This is a genomic window from Streptomyces sp. NPDC048637 (genome assembly GCF_040650675.1).
GTDB lineage: Bacteria > Actinomycetota > Actinomycetes > Streptomycetales > Streptomycetaceae > Streptomyces.
Genome location: NZ_JBEZHQ010000019.1, coordinates 64617 through 85142, shown reverse-complemented (window position 1 = coordinate 85142; position 20526 = coordinate 64617). Strand labels below are relative to the sequence as shown.

At 71.2% G+C, this 20526-nt stretch carries 21 protein-coding genes; 5 read left to right on the top strand and 16 right to left on the bottom strand.

Annotated elements, in window-relative coordinates; all coding sequences use genetic code 11:
- Window positions 1-18 precede the first annotated feature (18 nt).
- Window positions 19-528, top strand: coding sequence for a MarR family transcriptional regulator (locus AB0C46_RS23360; RefSeq protein ID WP_362829995.1), 510 nt, complete (start codon window positions 19-21; stop codon window positions 526-528).
- 9 nt (window positions 529-537) lie between these two features.
- Here the strand turns inward: AB0C46_RS23360 and AB0C46_RS23355 are convergent, their stop codons facing one another.
- The 8 genes from AB0C46_RS23355 to AB0C46_RS23320 form a co-directional block, all read right to left on the bottom strand.
- On the bottom strand, window positions 538-1800 hold the full coding sequence (locus AB0C46_RS23355; RefSeq protein ID WP_362829994.1) for an amidohydrolase family protein: 1263 nt from the start codon (window positions 1798-1800) through the stop codon (window positions 538-540).
- Entirely contained in the window at window positions 1797-2324 is a 528-nt protein-coding gene (locus AB0C46_RS23350; protein WP_362829992.1) for a nuclear transport factor 2 family protein, read from the bottom strand. The genes AB0C46_RS23355 and AB0C46_RS23350 overlap by 4 nt, the downstream gene beginning before the upstream one ends.
- A 76-nt stretch (window positions 2325-2400) precedes the next feature.
- The gene (locus tag AB0C46_RS23345; protein WP_362829991.1) at window positions 2401-3078 is read right to left on the bottom strand and encodes a class I SAM-dependent methyltransferase; all 678 of its coding nucleotides are present in this window, start codon (window positions 3076-3078) and stop codon (window positions 2401-2403) included.
- A complete protein-coding gene (locus tag AB0C46_RS23340) occupies window positions 3075-4016 on the bottom strand; it encodes a TauD/TfdA family dioxygenase (RefSeq protein WP_362829990.1) in 942 nt (313 codons plus the stop codon). The genes AB0C46_RS23345 and AB0C46_RS23340 overlap by 4 nt, the downstream gene beginning before the upstream one ends.
- A complete protein-coding gene (locus tag AB0C46_RS23335; protein ID WP_362829989.1) occupies window positions 4013-5584 on the bottom strand; it encodes an AMP-binding protein in 1572 nt (523 codons plus the stop codon). Before AB0C46_RS23335 ends, AB0C46_RS23340 begins: the two co-directional genes overlap by 4 nt.
- On the bottom strand, window positions 5571-6221 hold the full coding sequence (locus AB0C46_RS23330; protein WP_362829988.1) for a thermostable hemolysin: 651 nt from the start codon (window positions 6219-6221) through the stop codon (window positions 5571-5573). Before AB0C46_RS23330 ends, AB0C46_RS23335 begins: the two co-directional genes overlap by 14 nt.
- A gap of 29 nt (window positions 6222-6250) precedes the next feature.
- Window positions 6251-7255 (bottom strand): methyltransferase, encoded by a 1005-nt coding sequence (locus AB0C46_RS23325; protein WP_362829987.1) that lies wholly within the window; start codon window positions 7253-7255, stop codon window positions 6251-6253.
- Window positions 7256-8243: 988 nt separating this feature from the next.
- Window positions 8244-8855, bottom strand: a complete 612-nt coding sequence (locus tag AB0C46_RS23320) for a flavodoxin family protein (RefSeq protein WP_362829986.1) — start codon at window positions 8853-8855, stop codon at window positions 8244-8246.
- Between the two features lie 498 nt (window positions 8856-9353).
- Between AB0C46_RS23320 and AB0C46_RS23315 the strand changes: the two genes are divergently transcribed.
- Both AB0C46_RS23315 and AB0C46_RS23310 read left to right on the top strand, forming a co-directional pair.
- Window positions 9354-9659 carry a hypothetical protein gene (locus tag AB0C46_RS23315; protein WP_362829985.1) on the top strand — a complete coding sequence of 102 codons (306 nt, stop codon included), beginning with the start codon at window positions 9354-9356 and terminating at the stop codon, window positions 9657-9659.
- Window positions 9660-9704: 45 nt separating this feature from the next.
- Complete coding sequence (locus AB0C46_RS23310; RefSeq protein WP_362830081.1) at window positions 9705-9851, top strand: DUF4326 domain-containing protein; 147 nt, start codon at window positions 9705-9707, stop codon at window positions 9849-9851.
- Window positions 9852-9890: 39 nt separating this feature from the next.
- On the opposite strand, the gene AB0C46_RS23305 is transcribed toward AB0C46_RS23310, so the two are convergent.
- A complete protein-coding gene (locus AB0C46_RS23305) occupies window positions 9891-10289 on the bottom strand; it encodes a DUF3662 domain-containing protein (RefSeq protein WP_362829983.1) in 399 nt (132 codons plus the stop codon).
- Window positions 10290-10439: 150 nt separating this feature from the next.
- Here AB0C46_RS23305 and AB0C46_RS23300 point away from each other — a divergent pair, with 150 nt between their 5' ends.
- Together AB0C46_RS23300 and AB0C46_RS23295 are read left to right on the top strand one after the other, a co-directional pair.
- Window positions 10440-11006, top strand: coding sequence for a GNAT family N-acetyltransferase (locus tag AB0C46_RS23300; RefSeq protein ID WP_362830080.1), 567 nt, complete (start codon window positions 10440-10442; stop codon window positions 11004-11006).
- A 162-nt stretch (window positions 11007-11168) separates the two neighbouring features.
- Window positions 11169-11591 (top strand): HIT domain-containing protein, encoded by a 423-nt coding sequence (locus tag AB0C46_RS23295; protein ID WP_362829982.1) that lies wholly within the window; start codon window positions 11169-11171, stop codon window positions 11589-11591.
- Window positions 11592-11630: 39 nt separating this feature from the next.
- Here AB0C46_RS23295 and AB0C46_RS23290 read toward each other — a convergent pair whose 3' ends face one another.
- From AB0C46_RS23290 to AB0C46_RS23260, 7 genes are all read right to left on the bottom strand, one after another.
- A complete protein-coding gene (locus AB0C46_RS23290; RefSeq protein ID WP_362829981.1) occupies window positions 11631-12050 on the bottom strand; it encodes a hypothetical protein in 420 nt (139 codons plus the stop codon).
- Window positions 12047-13675, bottom strand: coding sequence for a hypothetical protein (locus AB0C46_RS23285; protein WP_362829980.1), 1629 nt, complete (start codon window positions 13673-13675; stop codon window positions 12047-12049). Before AB0C46_RS23285 ends, AB0C46_RS23290 begins: the two co-directional genes overlap by 4 nt.
- A 15-nt stretch (window positions 13676-13690) precedes the next feature.
- On the bottom strand, window positions 13691-14953 hold the full coding sequence (locus AB0C46_RS23280; protein ID WP_362829978.1) for an OmpA family protein: 1263 nt from the start codon (window positions 14951-14953) through the stop codon (window positions 13691-13693).
- Window positions 14950-15852: a hypothetical protein gene (locus AB0C46_RS23275; RefSeq protein WP_362829976.1), complete on the bottom strand. Its 903-nt coding sequence runs from the start codon at window positions 15850-15852 to the stop codon at window positions 14950-14952. The genes AB0C46_RS23280 and AB0C46_RS23275 overlap by 4 nt, the downstream gene beginning before the upstream one ends.
- 28 nt (window positions 15853-15880) lie before the next feature.
- Entirely contained in the window at window positions 15881-18190 is a 2310-nt protein-coding gene (locus AB0C46_RS23270) for a hypothetical protein (RefSeq protein ID WP_362829975.1), read from the bottom strand.
- Window positions 18187-18798, bottom strand: coding sequence for a toll/interleukin-1 receptor domain-containing protein (locus AB0C46_RS23265; protein WP_362829973.1), 612 nt, complete (start codon window positions 18796-18798; stop codon window positions 18187-18189). Before AB0C46_RS23265 ends, AB0C46_RS23270 begins: the two co-directional genes overlap by 4 nt.
- A 232-nt stretch (window positions 18799-19030) precedes the next feature.
- Window positions 19031-20332 carry a helix-turn-helix transcriptional regulator gene (locus AB0C46_RS23260; RefSeq protein WP_362829972.1) on the bottom strand — a complete coding sequence of 434 codons (1302 nt, stop codon included), beginning with the start codon at window positions 20330-20332 and terminating at the stop codon, window positions 19031-19033.
- Window positions 20333-20526 lie beyond the last annotated feature (194 nt).

Below are 20526 nucleotides of genomic sequence, written 5' to 3'. Positions count from 1 at the left end.
GAGGGAAGGCGGTTCACAGTGGAGCCTGACCACGTAGACGAGATCATCTCGGCATGGGGACACGAGCTGCCCGAAATCGCCGGCCTTCCCCTGGAACTGGCCAAAAGGACCGCCCTGTTGGTTTCGGCCTTCGATATCGCCGCCGGCGCCGAGCTGGAGAAACTGGGGCTCACACAGGCCGAGTACGGAGTACTCGCCACCCTCCGGCGGATCGGCGCCCCCTACCGCCTCAAGCCGACCGACCTCACCCACGCTCTTCTGCTGTCCTCCGGTGGGACCAGCAATGTCATCAAGCGCCTGGTGGCCGCCGGCTATGTCACCCGCGCGGCGGCCGAGGACGATGCGCGCAGCAGCTGGGTGCAGCTCACACCGACCGGGGTGGAGACCGCCGAGGCGGCGGTGCGTGCCACCACCGCCGTGCACGCCCGGCTCGTCGACCGTATTCCGGAACCTACCGCGAAGGTCCTCAGCGAACAGCTGCGCATCGCGCTGGCCGCCATCGAGGAGGGCGTGCTGATCCGGCGCTGACGCGAAAGGTCAGCGGCCGGCCAGCCGGTCGCGCACCTCCTCCGCCCGTGCCAGCAGCCGCGGCATCCCGGCGTACCGCAGCCGCCCCGCCCGCTTGACGATCCGCCCGGCGACCAGCACGGTGTCGACATCGGCGCGGTCCATCGACGACACGACGGCCGCGGTGGCATCGTGCACCGGCGCCACTCCGGGGCGGTCGGTCCGCAGGACGAGCAGATCGGCCTGCTTGCCCGGGGTGAGGGAGCCGATGAGGCCGGCCATCCCGAGCGCCTCGGCGCCGCCGAGCGTCGCGAACTCCAGCACCTCCCGGGCCGTGAGCAACGGCGCTTCCGGGCCCGCGTGGCCCTGCAGCGCGGCGAACCGTCCGATCTGGAAGGCGGCCCGCATCTGCGTGAACATATCGCTCGGCGCGGCGACTTCGACATCCACGCTGAGGCCGGGACGCAAACCGGCGGCCGCCGCCGCGGCGAACGGCGGCAGACCGTGCCCCATCGTCATCTCGATGGCGGGTGCGATCGACAGCGCCCCGCCACTGTCGTGGATCAGCTCCAGCTCGCCGGGCTCCATCCCGGTGCCGTGGATGAACACCGTGCCGGGGCGCAGTACCCCGAGGCGGCGCAGCCGGGAGACGGGGCTGCCGCCCCGGACGTGCAGCGCGGTCGGCACATCGAGTTCGCGGGCCAGGGCCCAGCTGCGCCGGGTGCTCTCGTCGCTGCCGGCCTCGGCGTTCAGCGCCATGGTCACCAGGCTGTGCTGGGAATGCAGCCGGCCGCTGCGGACCCGGCGGGCGTCCTGTGCCGTGCCGTGTCCATAGGCGAAGACACTGCGCAGCCCGGATTCGGTGAGCGCGTCGAGCAGGGCGTCGGTGTGCTCCTCGGTCGGCTTGGCGACATTGGAGATGTCCTGGACGGTGGTCACCCCCGCGTCCAGGGCGCCCAGTGCGCTCAGCAGATTGCCCAGGTGGAGATCGTCGGCGGTGAGCCGGGGGGCCAGGGTGTGCAGGACGGTCGCGAAATACTGGTCGAGGGTCTGGTCGGCGCCGCTGCCGCGGAGCGCCGCCTGCCACATGTGCCGGTGGGTGTCGACGAAGCCGGGGAGCACGAGGCACCCCCGGGCATCGATCCGCTCGTCCGCGGCCGTGGGGTCGATGCCCGGGCGTACTTCGGTGATCCGGCCGTCCGCCACCAGGAAGTCGGCGGACGGCAGTTCACCGGTGGCCGGGTCCATGCTGAGGACCCGGCCACCGGTGACGAGCAGGCGTGCGGAGGTCATGCAGTGCCCCACCCCTGGGGCGGTGCCAGGCGGCCCAGCTGCAGGTTCCAGTACTCGGTGTTGCGCCGGCAGCGGCCGTCGGGGGCGAAGGTCAGGAAGTTGGTCTCCAGGAAGGTGACCCAGTGGTCGCCGTCGGGGTTGAGGGCGGGGGCCCGCAGGGTGATCCAGAGTTCGACGGCCGCCCGGTTGCCGGTGACGACGGGGGTGCCGTGACGGCCGGTCATCTCGCTCTGGCCGGCGGTGATGTCGCGCCAGTACTTGCCGATGGCCTCACGGCCCCGGAAGGTCTGCGCGGGCACACCGGGCACCGCCTCGTACACGGCATCGGGAGTGAACAGCCGGACCGCGGCTTTGTCGTTCTTGGTCCGCCATGCCTCAAGATAGGCGTCGGTCCAGCTCGACACCTGGGCGGCGGTGAGGTTGGTGGAGCGTTCGGCGGCCTGTGCGGCCGGTGCCACGGCCGCCAGGGGCAGTGCGGCGACGCCGGCCCGGAGCAGGGTACGTCGGTGGGTACGGGGGTTCACGGGTGTTCGGTGCCCTTTCCGTGTGTACGGGGTGACGCGGATGGCGACGGCTTCGTGAAGCCGGGCGGAACCGGTGTCAGGCCTCTTCCTGGAGGCGGACGGAGAATTCGATGCCGTCGCCCAGCGGAAGCTGCTGGGAGAGATAGCCGTTGCCGGCGGCGCGGACATGGTCGGTGAACTCGGGTGGCAGCATCGGCAGGTTGTCGGAGACGACCAGGCCACCGGTGCGCAGTGCGGGTTCGAGCAGCTTGAGCACCGGGAGGTAGAGCTCCTTCCAGCCGTCCAGCAGCAGCAGATCGACCGGCCCGGGCAGCGTGCCGAGCTGTTCCCGGGCGTCGCCGGTCCTGATCTCGGCGTAGGCGGCGAGCCCGGCGCGCTCCAGGTGGCTGCGTGCCCGGTCGGCCTTGCCGGGATGCAGCTCAGAGCCGACGATGCGGCCGCCGCCGTTGTCGCGCAGGGCGGCCGCCGCATAGATCGTCGAGGCGCCGAAGGAGGTGCCGAACTCCACGACGAGTGCCGGGCGCAGGCTCCGTATGAGCTGGTAGAGGAAGGTACCGACCTGCGGGTGTACGGGCAGCGCGGCCTGGGCGCACAGCTCGGCCGCCTCCTGGGCGGTGGGCGGCTGCGGCCAGTCGGCCGCGGTGGCGTAGGCGCGCTTCATGACGTCCGGGTCGTTGCGCTCGGCGGTCCGGGCGATCTCGTCCAGGACGGCGCCGACGCGCTCGTCGCCGAGTCCGGTGGCAGCGGTGGTCATCCCTGTGCCCTCCCGTCCCGCACGGCGGCCAGCAGCGCGGGGTCGAGGTAGCTCTGCGCGTTGTAGATGGTCCGGTCGGTGTCAAGTATCTCGCGCCGGCCGTGCATCACCCGGGTGTTGTCGATCAGCGCCACGTCGCCGTCCTGCCAGTCCAGCTCCTCGGTCAGCTCCTCAGTGAGGCGGCGGAATTCTGCGAGGAGCTCCTCGGGGATGTCCGTGCCGTCGGCAAAGGTGATGCGTGGGGCCTCGTAGTTGTACGAGGGGCCGAACACGCTGTTGGCCCAGGAGAGCCGGCTGCCGAAGAGTGTGGGGTGGACGGCGCCGATGCGGTACGCGTAGTGGAGGGAGCCGTCGTCGTTGAGCTGGAGAGTGGTGGACACACTGCTGCCCACCAGGTCCTTCATATCGGCGAAGGTGATGTCGTCGAGCTTTTTGCGGCCTTCCGTCTGGTGGCAGACGAACGCCTTCCACTTGGGCTCCTCCACCCGGCGGCTGTACATGATGTCCTTGACGCCGAAGACCGCGCGGGCGGTGTCACTCGCCGCGTCCCAGACGCGGTAGCCGTCACAGACGGTGGTCTGGGAGCCGCCGGCGGCGGCCTTCTCGCACAGGAACCACGTCAGGTCGGGGCCGAAGGGGCTGTTGCCGTTCTCCAGATGGAGGCCGACGGCGCCGGTGCCCGCGTCCACCTTCTGGGCGACCTCGCCGCCGTGGAAGGAGCGCGCCGGGTCGAGGGTGATCCGGCTGGAGTGCGCCTTCACGAAGGAGGTGAACTCCTCCAGGCCGGTGCGGAAGCCCCGGAACAGCAGAAAGCCGGCGTCGGCGAGCAGCCCGGTGACCCATGCGGGGTCCAGTGCACCGAGCGACCGGTCCCCGGTGGGCAGGACGAGCCGGCCGGTGGCGGCCCCGTAGGGCTCGACGTCAGCGATGGTGGTCATGCGTCTGCTCCTTGGTGGTCGTACAGCGTTCCGTTGGACAGGGCAGTGCGGATGGCTGCCCGCATGGGCCTTCCGGTGACGGTGAAGAACCGGCGGTAGAGGCGCTCGTCGGCGACGGTCAGGTGCGGTACGGCGACCCGCTCCACCTCGGAGAGGTGCGCTGCGCCGAACTCCCGGACGGCCGCTTCGGCCATCGCGAGGTCGGTGGACTCCTTGACGAGGAAGAGGCCGTGGAGGGCGGTGAGTCCGTCACCGATCACGGCGACGGCGCGGACGAACGGCAGTTGGGCGTACTGCGCCTCGACCCACTCGGGAGCCACGTTGCGGCCGGCCGCGGTGATGATGACGTTCTTCTTGCGTCCGGTGATGCTGATGAATCCGTCCCCGTCGATCCGGGCCAGGTCGCCGGTGCGGAGCCAGCCGTCGGCGTCGAGGACCAGGCTGGAGGGGTCGTCGCGGGTGTAGCCGGCGAACAACGAGGTGCTGCTGACCAGGAGTTCACCGTCCTCGGCGGTCCGGACGCGGACATGCGGCAGCGGCCGGCCCACGGTGCCGAGGCGGCGCGCGTCCGGGGTGTTCCAGCTGACCACGGAGCTGTTCTCGGACAGTCCGTACCCCTCGTGCACGGGGAGCCCATGGTCTTCCAGCCGCCGCAGCAGCTCGGGGTGCACGGGCGCCCCGCCGCAGCAGATGAGCGGCGCGCGGGGAGTGCCGAACAGGGCTGGTGCGACCGTGTCTCCGCTCACCACCGCCTCGTCCGCGGCGGTGGCGAAGGCGTCGACGAGCGCGGGCGTGGCGACCATCGCGGTCGGACGGGCGGCCGTCACATACGGCATGGCATCGGCGGGGGCCGCCGCCGCGGTGCCGACCAGGGCCCTGCCGGGCGGCATCAGGACCAGCGTCCCGCCGTCGAGCAGGACCATGTAGAGGCCGGTGACCTGCTCGATGAGCAGGCTGAACGGGACGACGGAGAGATAGCGGGCGAAGGCCCCGCCGGGCATCACCGACCGCAGTGAGCCCAGCAGTTCATTGAGGGCCGCCGCCCGGATGCGTACCCCCTTGGGACGCGAGGTCGTCCCGGAGGTATGGATGATCTTGCACTCCCAGTCCGCTCCCCCGACGCCGGCCGGCGGAAGCACCATGGGCGCGGACGGCACGGGCTCATCCGTGGACAGCGGCAGCACCGTGCAGTCCGGGCGCAGGACCCGGTCCCTGCCCCACTGGGTCAGCCGCTCCTGCCCGGCCGCGTCCACCACACACAGATCGGTCTCCGCCAGCAGCCCGGCGGCCTGCTCGGCGGAGAAGGCCAGCGGGACCGGCACCTCGGTGGCGCGCGCGGCGATCAGTGCGAGGTCGGCGACCACGAATTCGGGGGTGTTGCCACAGACCACGCCGATGCGCAGCGGCCGGCCGTCGCGCCGGCCGATCCGCTCGGCGAGGTCCGCGGCCCGGCGCGTCACCTCCTGATAGCTGAGGGTCCGGGCCACAGTGCCGTCCTCCCCCAGCACCTCGATCAGCGGACGCTCCGATTCACCGAACCTGACCAGGCTCTGCTCAATGCCCAGCATGACCGGCCACCTCCATGGCGCTGATGCTCAGTTGGAGATCGGTGACGGAGTAGCGCCCGGTGGCGTCGGAGAAGAGCCGGTCCAGGGCGTTCAGCGGAATGACGCCGACCTGCGGCTCCTGGTCGTAATACGTGCCCCAGCGCGCCGCCTCGTCGACGGTCAGCCGGCGCGGGTCGGCGGGGCCGAACGGCACGAAGGAGATACCGGTCCGGTCCAGCGTCGTGATCAGGCTCCGGGTGACGGTGCACAGGATGTACTCCATGCCCAGGCACCAGGCGATGATCGGGGTGGCTCTGATCAGTTCGCGGCCGACCGAGGCGCGGCGGGTGGCCAGTGCCCCCACTTCCACCACCCGCCTGCGGTCCACCGAGGCTCCGAGACGGGCCAGCGCGGCGTCCTCGACGCCGGAATCGAGGTACCGCTCGGAGAACAGCTCCTGGTCACTGCCGAAGGTGAGCCCCGCGCAGGCCAGTGGCGCGCAGGGCTTCTCCGCCGCGCCGCAGGCCGGCCGGGCGACGATGAACGAGTCGGGCCGGGGCGCCACATCAGCGCCGTATGCCTGGGCGTACACCTCACGAGCGAGGTCCGCGGCGTCCAGCCATGAGCTGGTCGACCGGTGTGCCAGATCGATCTGCACGGTGCTCCCCCCTTCCCCGGCTGCCGGCTTTACTTGGTGCCGACGACCAGAGACACGGATGAAGGCAGCGCGATGCGCTCGACGGTCTTCAGCCCCGCGTCGGTGAGCCATCCGGAGATCTCCGGAAGGCTGTAGGTGCGGTCGCCGGAGCAGGCGTACATGGCCAGCGAGAACGCCGCGTTGTGCTCGTCGAGCTGCTCACCGCGGACGTCTTCGAGCACCACGATCCGGCCGCCGGGGCGCAGCGCCTTGGCGGCCCGCGCGATCAGGTCCCGGTTCTCCTCGTCGGTGTGGTTGTGCACGATCTCGAAGAGGAAGACCACGTCGTATCCGGTGCCGAGGTCACCGCTCAGGAAGCTGCCGCGCTGCAGGGTGATCCGGTCGGACAGCCCCGCCTTCCCGATCGCCGCGCCGGTGTCGGCGAGCGCCTCGGGCAGGTCGAGGATGGTGGCGGAGAGCTCGGGGTGCCGCTCGCACATGGCCATGGAGTGCAGTCCGTGCGAGCCGCCCAGGTCGAGGAGGCGCCGTGCCCCTTCGGGCAGCGGGACGGCCTCGACGATGGGCTGCACGGTCAGCCGCGACTTGACCCGCATGTACGCGGAGAAGTCCCGTCCGGCCTCGGGGTTGCCGGCCCAGCGCTCCCACAGGGACTGGGCGGGCTTGCCGTCCCGGACGGCCTGCGGCAGATCCCACATCACGTTGGTGAGTTCGTACGCCCACAGCAGCGCCGGGGTGAAGTCGTACTCGGCACTCCCGCCCAGCCAGCGTTCGGCGAGCGGGCCGTTGCGGTAGCGCCCGTCCTCCAGGGTCAGCCACCCGAGGACGGCGACGACGTCGGCCACCGCGCGGGTGCCGTCCGTGCTCGCGCCGATCGCGGCGGCCAGTTCGTCGAGGGTCTTGGGGCCGTCCTCTTCCAGGGTCCGGAAGATGCCGAGCCTGGCGGCGGAGGTGAGCGCCGCGTAGCGGATGGTGGAGCCGATCACCTCATCGATCGGATTGCCCGCCAGCTCGGCGTCGGTGGTGGTCTTGAACATGGCTGATCTCCTCGGGATGGCAGGGAACGGCCACGCAGACGGTGCGCGGCCAGGACATACCGTGCGCGCGACGGCCGCGGGCACGGTGAAGGCGGTGGGACTGCCGAACGGGGACGAGCTTCAGCCGGCCGGGACCGGTGGGAGCCGGTACGCCCAGGGGCGCACCGGGTCCGGCTGCGCCGCGAGGGCGAGCGGGAGGTGTGCCACGCCATGGCGGCCGTGGTACTTCACTCCGGGGGATGGCCCCCGGAGTGGTGTTGCTGCGGGCCGCGACCGACGCCCGCTGCCGCCGCCCGGCACCAGGACCGCACCGGAGAGTCCGGCCGCCCGGACCACGCGGCACCGTGGAGCTTCATCGGGCCCGGCGCTTCCTCCCGGCCTCGTGCACAAGGCCGGTGCGGAGCCGGGCAGCGGTGGCCTCGCCCGGTGTGCGGTGGAGCGGTGAGCGGGCGGTCGAGGGCCGGACGAGGAAGGCTTCGCGGAGCCCGTATGACGGTGGTGTCACGGCGTCCCGGGATGTGCCGGACACGGAAGGCGCCGGGCAGAAACGGTCCAGGGCCGGTCCCGGGAGGGGAGCGAGGGCCGCCGCTCCCGCCCGCGGCGCGCGGCTGACGGCCGGTTCGCTCGCCGGGGCGGTCGTCGGGGCGGTCGTCGGGGCGGTCGTCGGGCCGCCGTCGTCGGGGCCGCCGTACGGAGGGCGGCCCCGGGCGGGCTCGAGCCCGAAGACCCCGCGGTGGAGGGCTGCGCTACGGAGGGCGCGGGCCGGGTTGCCCGGACAGCCGCCGGGAGCGTGCCCGGCCATGGTGCCCGCGCCCCCACGACGCGGGCCGCCTTGGCCCCGGTCACAGCCCTCCCGATGAGTTCGTGACGGCTGATCATGCCGCGGCGTACCACCTCGGACTGTGCGTCCGCAGGGGACACCGCCGGCTCCTGACGGCTGTTCATCGGGTCCCCCCGTCGCAGCTGCCCCAGTGCGGCCCGTCGAAGGTCAGGCGGACACCTCGTCGAACCCGACGGCCGCGCGGCCGGCCCGGTGGACGTGGGCGGTCTCGGCGATCCGGCGGCCGAGTGCCTCGGCGGTGCGCAGGTCGCTGGCGCAGGGAGTGACGTCGGCACCCTCGTCGTTGTTCGACTGGGACATGGCGCCCAGCCAGCTGCCGAGCCGGTTGATGTCCTCGGGGCTGCCGGCGGAGGTGTTCCAGCCGCCGTACTCGGCGAGGCCGACCCAGACCATGCCGTGCTGGGCGGCGAACAGCGCGATGTCGATCAGCGCGTTGAGCTTGTCGCCCGCCATGTTGCCGCTGTTGGTGAAACCGCCCGCGATCTTGTTCTTCCAGCGCATGTTGTCGCCCCAGACCTGGCTGGTGGCTTCGACGAACGTGCGGAAGACGGCGCTGCTGCCGCCCATGTAGGTCGGCGTGCCGAAGATCAGGGCGTCGGACTCCTGCAGCACCTCCCACAGTTCGTCGTTCAGCTCGGCGAGGGAGACCAGGCGCACCTGGGTGTCGGGGACCTTCTCCGCGCCGGCCGCCACGGCCGCCGCCTGCTTTGCGGTGTGGCCGTATCCACTGTGATACGCCACCGCAACCTTGATCTGCATACTTCTCCCCCACCCGGGACCGATACGATGTTTAGCTTTCACTAAAGCTGTCCTGAAAGCTTTAGGCGCTGGTTACGCTATCCACCCCCGCACTTCCAAGGCAAGCGTCTCCGGCCAACACCCCGAAAAGAACAGGTAAATCCGCAGGTAGGGACAGCTCGCGCGACCACTCCCGCACCTCCCGACACCTGCGCACCACACCGGACGCCCCGTCATCACCACACCCACAGCGCCGACTTCACGAGGGAAGGCGAAATCGGGCGCCACGGCACACTTCCCCACCAGACCCACAGAGCCGGGTCCACAGGGCTGACTTAGCGTCAAATACCTTTTCGGTCACACCACTTCATGACCAGGGGCAGGAAGGGGCGCCCGCACCCGACCACCAAGGGCGTGTGATGCACGTCACGCGAGAGGGTGTCATACGTCGAGGGGGCTCCGTCCGTGTGCAGGGTGACGGGCCCGCAAGGGGCCCTGACTACGGGGAAAGGACAACACATGCGTCACAGGCGAATTCTCAGCACCGCGGTCGCCGCCGCCGCGCTCACGGTCATCGGGCTGGGCGGTGCCGCCCAGGCCCACGCCGCCACCGGGAGCGAGGCCGCCGCGCCGGCCGCCTCCTCCGCGCAGCACCAGGTCAAGCCGATGGACGGCCCGCCCGGAACCGTCTGGACCGGCAAGAAGTTCTGGACCCTTGGCGGCTGCCAGGCGGCCGGCACCGACCTGGTCAGCAGCGGCAAGTGGGCCGACCCCTTCTGCGACGGCTCGGGCCTCCAGTGGGACCTGTGGGCCCGGCCGCTGTAAACCCTCCACGGCTTCCGGCACTTCACCGGTAGTCACCGGCAGTAAATCCTGAGTAGGGCGGCCCGTCCCCGCGCACATCCGCGGTCACGCGGGGACGGCCGTCCGGCCGGTCACGACAAGCAAGGCTGCTGGTGTCTTCCGGAGCCCTGTCATGCGCAGGTGATCGCCGAGTTGGCCGACGCGGCGGCGTGAGAGCCCGGCGCCGGCCGGAGGCATCGGTGGGCTTCCCGGTCAGGTCCCCCGCGGACCGGCGGCAGCGGCGGGAATGTGGGCAAGGGCCGCACTCGAAACGCGGTACCTGCCGTTCGGCACATCGGCCGTGGTGACATGGACCGTGAGCGGGCCCGCCCATTCATAATCCCGGTCCACGGCGTGCCGGGCCAGCACATCGGTCAGCTGCCGGCCCACCTGTCCGCCGCGTGCCGCCAGTTCATCGTGCACCGGCTTCGCGAGTTCGACGGTGTAGTCATTGGGGACGAGGACTCGGCTCTGGCTGCACACGACCGCGTGGTCGTCGCACTCCTGCCGTAGCACATCGAACAACTGGACCGGGTCGGTGCGGAAGATCTTGGCCAGCAGTGCGTTCTCGCAGTCCTCCACCACGCGTTCCCAACGCCTCAACATTCCCATGGCTGTCGCCTGCCCCAGGGGTGACCGCCACATGCAGGCACGATGCGGGTCCGAAACCTGGAGACGGAGCGCCCTGTGGCCCGTCGGTCCGGTGCGGGAAACCCCGTGGACTCCGTCGTACGGCGCCGTCACAATGGGCGCGTGCCTCTCATGACGTTCCCGGAAGCCGATACCCCGCCCGCACTGCAGACGCAGGTGTCGGAGCTCCGGGACGAGGCGTGGCCGCCGGACTCCCCGTCGGCGCCCGCCACCTGGGCCCACGACCCGGCACTGCGGCCGGTGTCGATGCTGCTGGTCGACGATGCCACGGTGCTCGCCGCGCTGGACATCCTCACCAAGGAGTTCGTCCACGCCGGACAGCGGTACCGGGCCGCGGGCCTGAGCACGGTCGTGACCCGTGGCGCCGCCCGCGGAAAGGGCCACGGCCGCCGTCTGGTGACGGCCGCCCACGCGGCGATGGCCACCATGAACCTGGATATCGGCGTGTTCACCTGCGACCGGCCGCTTCAGCCGTTCTACGAGAGCGCGGGCTGGCAGCATCTGCCCGGTGCGGTGCTCATCGGCGGTACGCCCCTGGCCCCGTTCCCCAGCGACCGGCCCGGCTTCGACAAGGTCACCATGGCCGACTTCTTCTCGCCCTTGGGCCGGAGCCATCGTTCCTCGTTCCCGCACTCCCGCATCGAGTTGTACCCGGGCGAGATCGACAAACTCTGGTGACGGCGGCTGCCCGGTGAGGGCGCCCGGTGGCGGGCGAAACGGCCGGAATACGGTCAAGTGCCGCATGAGCGGAGCCCATGGTCGATTATTGAGGCAGCGGATGTGCCCGTGGGCCCGGTGACACCGGTCCGGCCCCGTCCGGCCCGCCCCTGCGGAGGATCGATGGTCAGTTACGGGGAGTTCCGCGAGGTGGCGGACGATGCGCCGGACGCCCGTCCGCGGACTCCCCGGCGGCCCGGCTGCCCTTTCTGCCTTATCGTGTGCGGCCGGGCCCCGGCCACGGTGCTGCGCGAATGGCCGGAGACCCTCGCCATCCGGCCTCGTCATGGCGGTGTCACCGCCGGGCATGTGCTGGTCATCCCCCGGGTGCATGTCGCCGATGTCGCCGAGGACCCGGTGGTGTCGGCGGCCACCATGCTGCGGGCCGCCGAACTCGCGGCGGAGGCCGGGGACTGCAATGTGATCACCTCACGCGGTCCCTCGGCCACCCAGACCGTCCGCCATCTTCATCTCCACCTCGTGCCGCGCGCCGAGGGCGACGGCCTGCTGCTGCCGTGGACCGCCGTTCCGCCCGCGGGGACGTGAACCGCGGCGCGGGCCACCCGTGCGCGGGACCGGTGGCGGTCAGGCGAGGAAGAGGACCGTCATGGTGTCGATGGCGACCAGGACGCCGTAGGAGAGCAGCATCGTGCGGGACAGCGCCACGGCCCGCCAGGGCACGGGTCCGCCGTGCTGCTCGGCGTCCATGCTGAACGGCGGCACCCCCGGGCTCCCGCGGTCGGCGACCTTCTCGTACAGGCCGCGGAACCTCCGCTCCTGGCGCAGGTAGTAGGTATCGAGCAGCCAGAATCCCGCTGCCAGTCCCAGGGCGACCGCGGCCGTCTTCCAGCTCGGCCCTCGGGTGGCGACCGCGATGAAGGCGCCGCTGACGGTCATGGCCCAACTCTTGACCAGGAAGGAGGTGTTGGCGTGGCGGGCGATCACGGCCTGCAGGAATTCCAGATGTTTCACTTCCTCCGCACACAGGGGCGGCTGTGCGGTCATGATGCCGGGCCTCCTTCCTCGGGCGGCCGGTTGTCCGTGCCGGTGTCGCGGGACTCCCCCGCGGGTGCCGCAGGGGGCCCGACGGGTGCCTGGTCCTCGCCGGGCGGCTGCTCCGGGCCGGGTGGCTGGCCGGGAGCAGGGCCGGGTGCAGGGCCGGGTGCCGGGGCCCCCTCAGGTGCCCGGTTCTCCTCGGGGGCCGGGACGTCCTCCGGCTCCGAGGCCGCTTCGGGTGCCCGGTCCTCGTCGGCGCTCTTCGTTCCGGCTCGATCCGCGAGCGGTCGGGGCGAGGCACGGAACTGTGTGTTCAGATCGCCGGCGATGTCGTTGAGGCGGTCCTCCAGCGGATCGGGGCCGTAGCGTGCGAGCACCGTGTAGGCGTGATCGAGGAGTTCGAGGCGGGCCCGGGGCGGTGTGGGGCGGGCGGGCGCCCGGTCTCCGGTGGGCGGGCGGGCGCCGTTGCGTGCGGAGGCGGGGTAGGGCCAGGCGGGTGCGGTCAGTGGAAGGTCGTAGCTGCCGGCCACACCGGTGCGGGCGCGCTCCTCGACGATGCGGATGCAGGCCTCGTCGAGCGTACGGTGGGCGTCGCTCGCCGCCGTCTCGACGGTGGACCGCAGCCGCCACCAGGTCTCGGTGTGCGCCACCAGGCTGCGCCGCGCCGCCCCCAGCAGCTTTCTGCCCTGCTGCTCCGCGTCGACGACGGCTCGCCGGGCCTCCCGGTCGCTGTCGGCGCAGGGGTTGTGGGCGAGCACTTTGACCACGATCGCGGCGGTGCTGAGCACCAGGGTGAGGATGACGACGGCGCTCTGGTCCGGGGCCAGATCCACATGCTCGCGCACCGCGCCGGCCGCGCGCATCCGCGCCCAGATGCCGACCATGGTGAGGAGGGCCAGGGTGAACAGCACCGGCCCGGCCGCCTGGGGCCAGGGCAGTTCGCCGGCCTTCCGCCGTTCCGTACGCGGGCTCGTGGGCCAGAACGCTTCGCGCAGGGCGGCGGCCGGAGCACGGCGCGTCCGCTCCAGCGTGCGGGCGGTACGGGTCCGCCGCCGGAAGACGGACTCCGCAAGGAGACTGCCCGCGGCCAGCAGACAGACGGCGACGCCGAAGCCGGGCAAGTAGGCGAGGTAGTAGCCGGCTTCCGTCTCTCCCAGTCCGAAGAACCGCTGCATCAGGGTGCCGATGAACATCGTGTCGAAGGCCACGCAGGCCACCAGGGTGGGCCACAGCAGACGTCGCCAGAGCGCCGGCGGGCGGCGCAGGCTCTCCGGTCCGTCATCGGCATGGCGGGTGTGCAACTCTCTGACGCGCTCCTGGGCCTGCTGGGACGAGCGGGCGACGACGAACCGCTCGGCCGCTTCGATGGTCGTCCGGGCCTCCTGGAAGGTGCGGGCGGCCTCGGTGGCCGCGGTGCCGAGGCCGGGCTGTGCTGCGGTCAGCGCGGTGTTGGCGTCGGTGAAGGCGCGCATGAGGGCGGCCTGTTCGCGGCTGTCGGTCTGGTCCACGGGCCTGGCGGACGGCCGCTTCCTGAGGTCCGGTCCGACGAAGGCGGGGTCGCTGCCGGGGCAGTCGACCGCCGACTGGTAGCGGGCGGCAGGCCCCGCCCGGTTCTTTCCGTTGGTGGTGTTCATCGCTGCCCGCCGCCCTCACTTCCTGGTGATTTCGATGTCGACGCGCCGGTCGCACTGCAGCTTGTCCTCGGCGGACATCCGGCCCCCGGCGGTGTGGTTCTGCTTCGCGCAGCCCGTGGGGAGGCCCCGCCCGTGTGCCGTCACCCGCCGCACGCCGAGTCCGGTCAGGACGTCCTTCACCGCGTCCGCGCGCGCCTGCGACAGCTGGTGGTTGTTGTCCGGCCGGCCACGCGGGTCGACATAACCGAAGACGGCGACTCTGCTGCCGGGGGTGGTGCGGGCGCTGACCGCGACATCGTTGAGCAGGGGCAGGGCCTGGGGGCGGACGGCGGACGAGTTGGTGTCGAAGAGCGCCGCACCGGGGAGTTCGTAGGTCTCCGGACGGTCCTGCGCGTAGTGGACGGCCGGGTCCTGGGGCGGCTTCTTCCGCGGTCTGCCCCGCTCTGCCGTGCCAATGGCCGTCGGGGCGAGGGTGCAGGAGGTACCGGGAGCGGCCTTGTTGCCGGCGCCGCACAGCCTGCGCCACAGGCTGCTCAGCCAGGTCCGCTGGGCTGCCGTGGGTGCGGGCTGGCCGGGGGCGGGCTGGCCCAGCCCGGCGAGCGTGAGGTGCACTCCGGCCAGGGACGGCGTCTCGTCCCGGGCGGCGCAGACCCGGGTGATGGCCTTGATCTCACTCTTGTCCCGGAAGGCGGCCGCGCGCAGGTCGGCGCAGCCCGTGGTGGAGAGCCCGTCGGTCAGGACCAGCAGGCTGCGGCTGCCCGGTGCGCCCTCCAGCGAGGACACTCCGGCCGTGAGGGCGGCAAGGACATTGCTGCCGCCGCTGGTGGGCACGGCCCGCTCGGCCTTGCCCACCAGGTCGGTCAGACAGCCGGCCGCTTGGTGCTTCCGCTTCTTCTGATTGATCGGGTTGTGGTTGTCCCTGACCCAGTCGGTCGAGCGGTCCTTGGCGAGCCAGGTGATCTGCGCCGAGTCGCCGCTGAAGCTGCCGACCGAGACCGTGTCCTTGCGTTCGACCACCGAGGTGAGCAGTGCGCCGATGCTGTGGGAGTAGTCGCGCCCGCCGGCCGGGCCGCGTACGGAGGTGGAGTCGTCGACGAGGACGACCGTACGGCCGGCGGTGTCGACGGGGTCCTTCATCCAGGCGCAGGCGTCCAGGGGTGGTGCCTCGCCGCATGCGCCGAGGAGGCCGGCGAGGAGCGCCGTTCCCAGGGCGCCGGCGATCGTGGGCGTTGTCCGGCGGCGGATCGCCCGGGTCGCTGCTATGTCGGCGGTGTTCACGGTGCCAGCTCCTCGACATCGCCCACGGTGTCCACCCAGGAGAAGGGGCTCAGCCCCATCTGGCGGCAGAATTCGCTCAGTGCCTTGTCGTAGGCGTTGGCGTACTCGAACAGGCCCACCTGCTCGTGGTGCTTGGTCGCCGCCGTGAGGACGTCGGCGAGTGCCTCGGCGCCGTTGCGGCGGGTGTTCTTGAGCGCCTGCATGACCTTGAAGAAGTCCTCGTCGGCGAGTGCCGCGGCGAAGGGCACCAGGAGCCGTCGCTCAGCCGCGCCGAGGGTGCCGAGGAGCTCCAGTTCGCTCAGCACCTGCAGCCAGCGCTCGGTGAGTTCCTTGACCTGGTCCGCCTTGAGTTTGCCGAGGTGGTGCTCCTGCTCCATCCGGACCTCGGCGAGGTGGAAGGGCAGCACATGGTCGCGCAGCGCCGGGTCGATCCGCATCCGCACCGAGGGGCGGCACCGGATGAGGCCCTTCTCGTCGTGGTAGCACCAGCCGCCGCGCAGCTCCTTGTTGACGGCCTTCTCCGCGGCCACCGGATCGCCGGGATCGCAGTCGCGGGCGACGGACCAGGCGCGCCGCAGCAGCTTGCCGCGGGCCGCCTCCTCGTGGAGCGCCGCGCGCTCGCGCAGGACGTCCAGCGTCATCTCCCGGCTGCTCCAGCGGAAGTGCGGGACGAGTTCAAAGGCGAACACATCTCCGTTGGCCGCCACCGACAGCGTCTCCTCGACGGGCGGCAGCTCCACGCCCACCTCGGCCTGTGCCGCCTGCCCGAGCGCCGGGGTGTCCTCGCTCTCCGGGTCGCCGACGGTCTCCGGGGCGCCGGCGGGCTCCGTACCGTCCTTGCCCGTTACCCGGCGCCACCAGTTGCGCAGCCTGGTGCGGAGTCCTTTGCGCTCTGTCATGGTCTGTCTCCTCTTCGTACGGGTGTCGTCAGGACGCGGAGCCGGGAGCGGGGGCCGCCTTGGCGGGCTGGTCCCGGAGCTGGCGAATGGTGCGCGAGTCCGGGTGCCGGCCGGCCCACATACCGAGGTAGAACCCGGCGCGGAGGGAGAGCGGCCGGGCGCAGATGCGCGGGACGAGGACCTCCAGGAACGCGGCCAGCTCCTTGTCCGCGTCCCCCGCGAGCAGCCAGCGCCGCAGCAGGTCCCAGGCGCGCGTCGAGCTGTCCTGCCCCATCAGGGCGTGGCGCCACAGGCGGACCAGGGCGTCGGCACGGTCCTGGTCGGTCATGGCGGTATCGGCGAGGACGGGCCGGTCGCGGCGGTCCGGGCCGGCGCCGTAGCGGCTGAGGATCAGCAGGGTGCGGATCGCGTGCTTGGTCAGGTGGTCGTTGTCCGAGGTGATCCAGCGGTCCAGGGCGTCGGCGGTCGGGCCCGGGGCGCCGGCGAGGTAGAGCCAGGACATCGAGAAGGCCACCGAGCTGCTGAACGCCAGCTCCGGCCGGGTGCCCAGTTCGCGCAGCGCCCAGAGGGTGTCCGGGACGTCCTGGGCACCGACGAGGGTGCCGTACGCGCGGGCCGCGCTGTCCTGGAACTCCCACCGGGGGCTGCTCAGCCAGCTTCTGATCTGGGCCCGCACCCGGCCCACCATCCGGGGGTCGTGGGCGGCCATCTCCAGGGCCAGCGCGGCGGACTGCCGGTAGGCCGCGGACTTCCGGGCCCAGTGTCGTATCAAGTCCCGGTAGACGCTGTCGAAGTCATGGCTGAGCAGAATCCCGGCGATGTGCGCGGCCCGTACCCGGATCCGCTCCAGCGGCCCGGCGACCAGCGCCGTCAGCCACTCACGCACGGGATCGCGCAGACTGTCGTAGTCGTGCCAGACGACCTCGATGACGGCGTGCATCAGCTCTTCGTCCACCAGCCGGGCGCACCGGGGGTTGTCAGCGGTGCGGCCACCGGACATGGCGTCGCCGGAGGCGCGCATCTCCTGTGGGATCAGCTGGTCCAGTTCCCGCTCGAAGACATGGTTGGTGGGTGCCGGTTCACGGGTCTCGTAGCGCGGCAGCACGGCCCTGCTGAGGACTTCGCCGGCTTCGAAGACATCGGAGAGCGGGTGGCCGTGGAAGAACGCGTAGGCGATACGGAACGCCTGGCGGTGCGGATCCAGAACCGGGCCGTGCGAGGTCTCGGCGGGTACCTGCAGCAGCTGTTTGGCCAGTCGGCGCAGCCGGTCGCGCCACTGGCCGATGATGTCGCTGAGGCTGGTGTCCTCGGAGTGGATGCTCTGTGCCAGCACCTCGGCGAACTCGACGACGCTGCGCACGGACGGCGCCCCGTCGAGGGTGCGCTGCACCTGCTGGGACGCCAGCATCCGGGCGGTGAATGCCGTGGTGTGCTCGGTGGTGCAGTCCTGCTGGGGGCATGCTCCGGGGTGCCCCGCGAGCAGTCTGCGCAGATGTACCGCCAGGACCGTGCCGGGGTCCGGACGCCGGTGCTCGAAGGCGTGGGGCCGCAGCCGGTCGGGGTCCACCCGGCCCAGCTCGCCGATGATGACGAGGAAGGCGCGGTGTTTGCGGGCGAGATGGCCGAGTGTCTCCAGCGTCGACAGCTTCAGCGGCTGATCGTCCAGATCCACCACGAAGCCACCGGGGGTGAGCAGGTCGTCGGCGCGTTGGCACAGCGCCTGCAGGATGCCCTGGGCCTCGCTGTGCAGGATCTTGATGCGGTCGTCGGGGCAGCAGCCGGCGAGCAGGGTCAGAGCCGTGGACTGACGGCCGCTTCCCGGCTGCCCGGCGAGCACCAGGACGTGCTGGGCCGCGAGCCGGGCGGCCATCTGTGTCTGCTGGTCGACGTCCTGATGGGTGTCCAGCTGTTGGGCGACGGTCAGCGAGGCGACGTTCAGCACCTGGATCTCGACGCCGCTGTCGCCGCCGAGGGTCAGCTGCTCGGCGTAGAAGGCGGAGCCGCTGCCGTTGGCGACCGCACTGCGCTTGAGCTTGTTCAGGGCGTTCTGCTGCCGGGCCTCCTGGTAGCGGGTGAAGTCGCCGCCGTCGCCGGTCTCCCGGCGGGGAGCTGCCCGGACGGTTTCCTGGGCCGATGGCCGGCTGTCGCCGTTGTGGCCCGCTGCGGGGTCGTTCACAGCGCCCGCGCCGGTGGCCCCGGTGCCGTCGGATGGCCCTGCCGGGCTAGGCTCCGGGGCTTCGGCCGCGGGCTGCGCTGTTTCCTCCGCGGCGGCAGCGGGCTCGTCGACCGGCACCTCCGCCGCCTCTCCCACCGGCCCGGCCGGTTCGGTCTCGCTCACTGCCGGCCTCCGCTCTGTGCGTCGCGGCCCTGGTTCACGGTGGCGTTGCCGCTCCCGTTGCTCACGGCGCAGTCGTGGTAGGTGGAGTGCGCGCCGGGCTGCGGGAGGCCGCCCGCGGGAGGTGCCGGCCGCGGGTCCGTCCTGCGCACCGGTACGTGGCTGCGCAGTGCCTCCGTGATGACGGGGAGGTCGAGATGGGCGTACGGCACCCGTAGTTGCATGAACTGTCGTTCCGTCAGCTCGGCGATCTCTGCGGGCAGTTGCTCCTTGGACGGGAGCTCGGCCGAGTCGATCAGCACGGGGATGACGGTCTTGCGCCACCTGAGGGCACGGTGGATCTCGTCGTGGACGTAGTCGCCCGGTACGTCGATCCGGCGCCGGCCGTCGGCGTCGCACAGCGAGAGCCAGTTCGGGCCGATGAGCACGAGGAGGACCCCGCAGCTTTCGAGGTGGCGCCACAGCTCGGGCGGAAAGTGCGCACCCGGCGGAGTGGTGCGGCGGTCCCGGAAGACGTTCTCCGGTCCGAATACATCCTTCAATTCCTCGTCGAGCAGGACAGCCGCCACGGCACCGTCGCCGGTCCGGTAGTTGATGAATACTCCGGCCATGATTGTTCTGCCTTTCCTCATGAGGACAGCGGTGGATTGCGGCAGCCGGGTGCTGTGCGGGTTACTCGGGCTGTCGCGGGCACAGGGGGATAAAGCCGAGATTCACAGGGGTTTCAGGCGTGGTCAACGTGTTGCCCACGGCCTTTTGGCCGGGCAACGGAACACCACGGGTTCGGCGGGAGTGCGGTTCTTCGGGCGGCCTTCCGTACCGTGCGGGCCGGTGGTCGAGAAGTCAGGCCGGAGTTCCCGGACCGGTCCGGTGGGTGTGCAGACCGATCGCGAGGTGCGGAAGGGTCCGACGGACGGTCGGATTCTTTGGCCAACGATTGAGTGCGCGACTCAGGCGCAGAAGATCGGCGCGGATGGTGGCAGAGTCGATGAGGGCAACATGGGAAGCGACCAATTCCGCGATCGCACAGGCCTGTTCGATTTCCCCGACGTTCGCCAGTGCAAGCGCCAGCCGGGCGCCATATCGGGCCCTGGCGCGGCGGGATTCCGGCGGAATGGCCTCCAGACCGTCGCCGAGCAAAGTGACGGCCTCCGCCGGGGAGCCGAGGTCGTGCAGGCACCAGCCGGCGACGAAGGCCGTCAGATCCGGCAGATGGATACTGCCGAGGACCGGGTCCGCGCCGTCCGGCGTCATCGCACCGGAGGTCAGCTCCGCGCCGCGGTCGAGTGCCCGGCGGCAGGCGTCGCGGTCCCCCACCAGCGCGTGCCCCTGCGCCTCGCGCTGCGCGGCGAGTCCGCGGATGCGTGCGCTGCGGGCCTGCTGTGCGGCCCGTCGCGCCAGCTGTACGGTGGCCACCGAATCGCCGGTGTACAGGGCCAGTTCCGCCCGTCGGATCAGGGCGTAGGCGGCCAGTTCGTCGTCACCGCCGTCCGCGGCCAGCTGGACGGCCTGTTCGGTCCACCACAGCGATGCCGCATCGCTGCCTGCCTCCTGCGCCATCCAGCCGGTGTACTCGGCGAACCGGGAGGCGAGCCGGAGCACGTCATCGCGGTGGGCGGGCCGTGCCTGGTGCGCCATGCCGCGCAGCGCACTGGTGGCCGCGATACAAAGCTGTGCGACGACCGACGGCCCGAAGAGCTGTCCCAGCCGGCGGAACTCGTCGAAGACATTACGGAAGTACGGCAATGCCGCATTCGTCTCTCCGCTTTCGAGGAGAGGCGGCGCGAGAGACCAACTCACAATGGTGGAGGGATGGGCCCCGCCACCGGGCGACGCGGGGTCGAATGCCACGAAATCGCTCTCGCCGCCGGCGTGCATCCGTAATGTCCAGGGCGTAGCGACATCCGCCTCGGTCATCGGCGTCACAGTGGTACTGCGCTCTTCGGGTGCGGAAATCAGGCTGCTGAGTTGTCCGCCGGCATGGAGAGCGCTGTCACATAACTGTGCAAGATCGTGGCTGGGTGCCTTCACACCGCGCTCGATCTTGCTCAAGTGTCCTTTGGAAAAACAGATCAGGCTCGCCAGTTCTCCCAGCGACAGCCCCGCTTCAATCCTTCGCCGGCGTAACTCCGCCCCGAACCGCACAGGAATCCGCTGCACCCCGCTCGCCCCCCTCGTCGTTCGCGACCGGTGAAGGGAGTGTGCCACGCATCACACCGACTCTCACATCCTCTTCACGAATTGCTTGCTATCGGTTTCATCACGCTCCGCTTCTGGCGGGGTAAATCGCCTTCCCCGCAGGAAGGACGCCTTGCGCGACGGTCACATCGAGGCTGCCG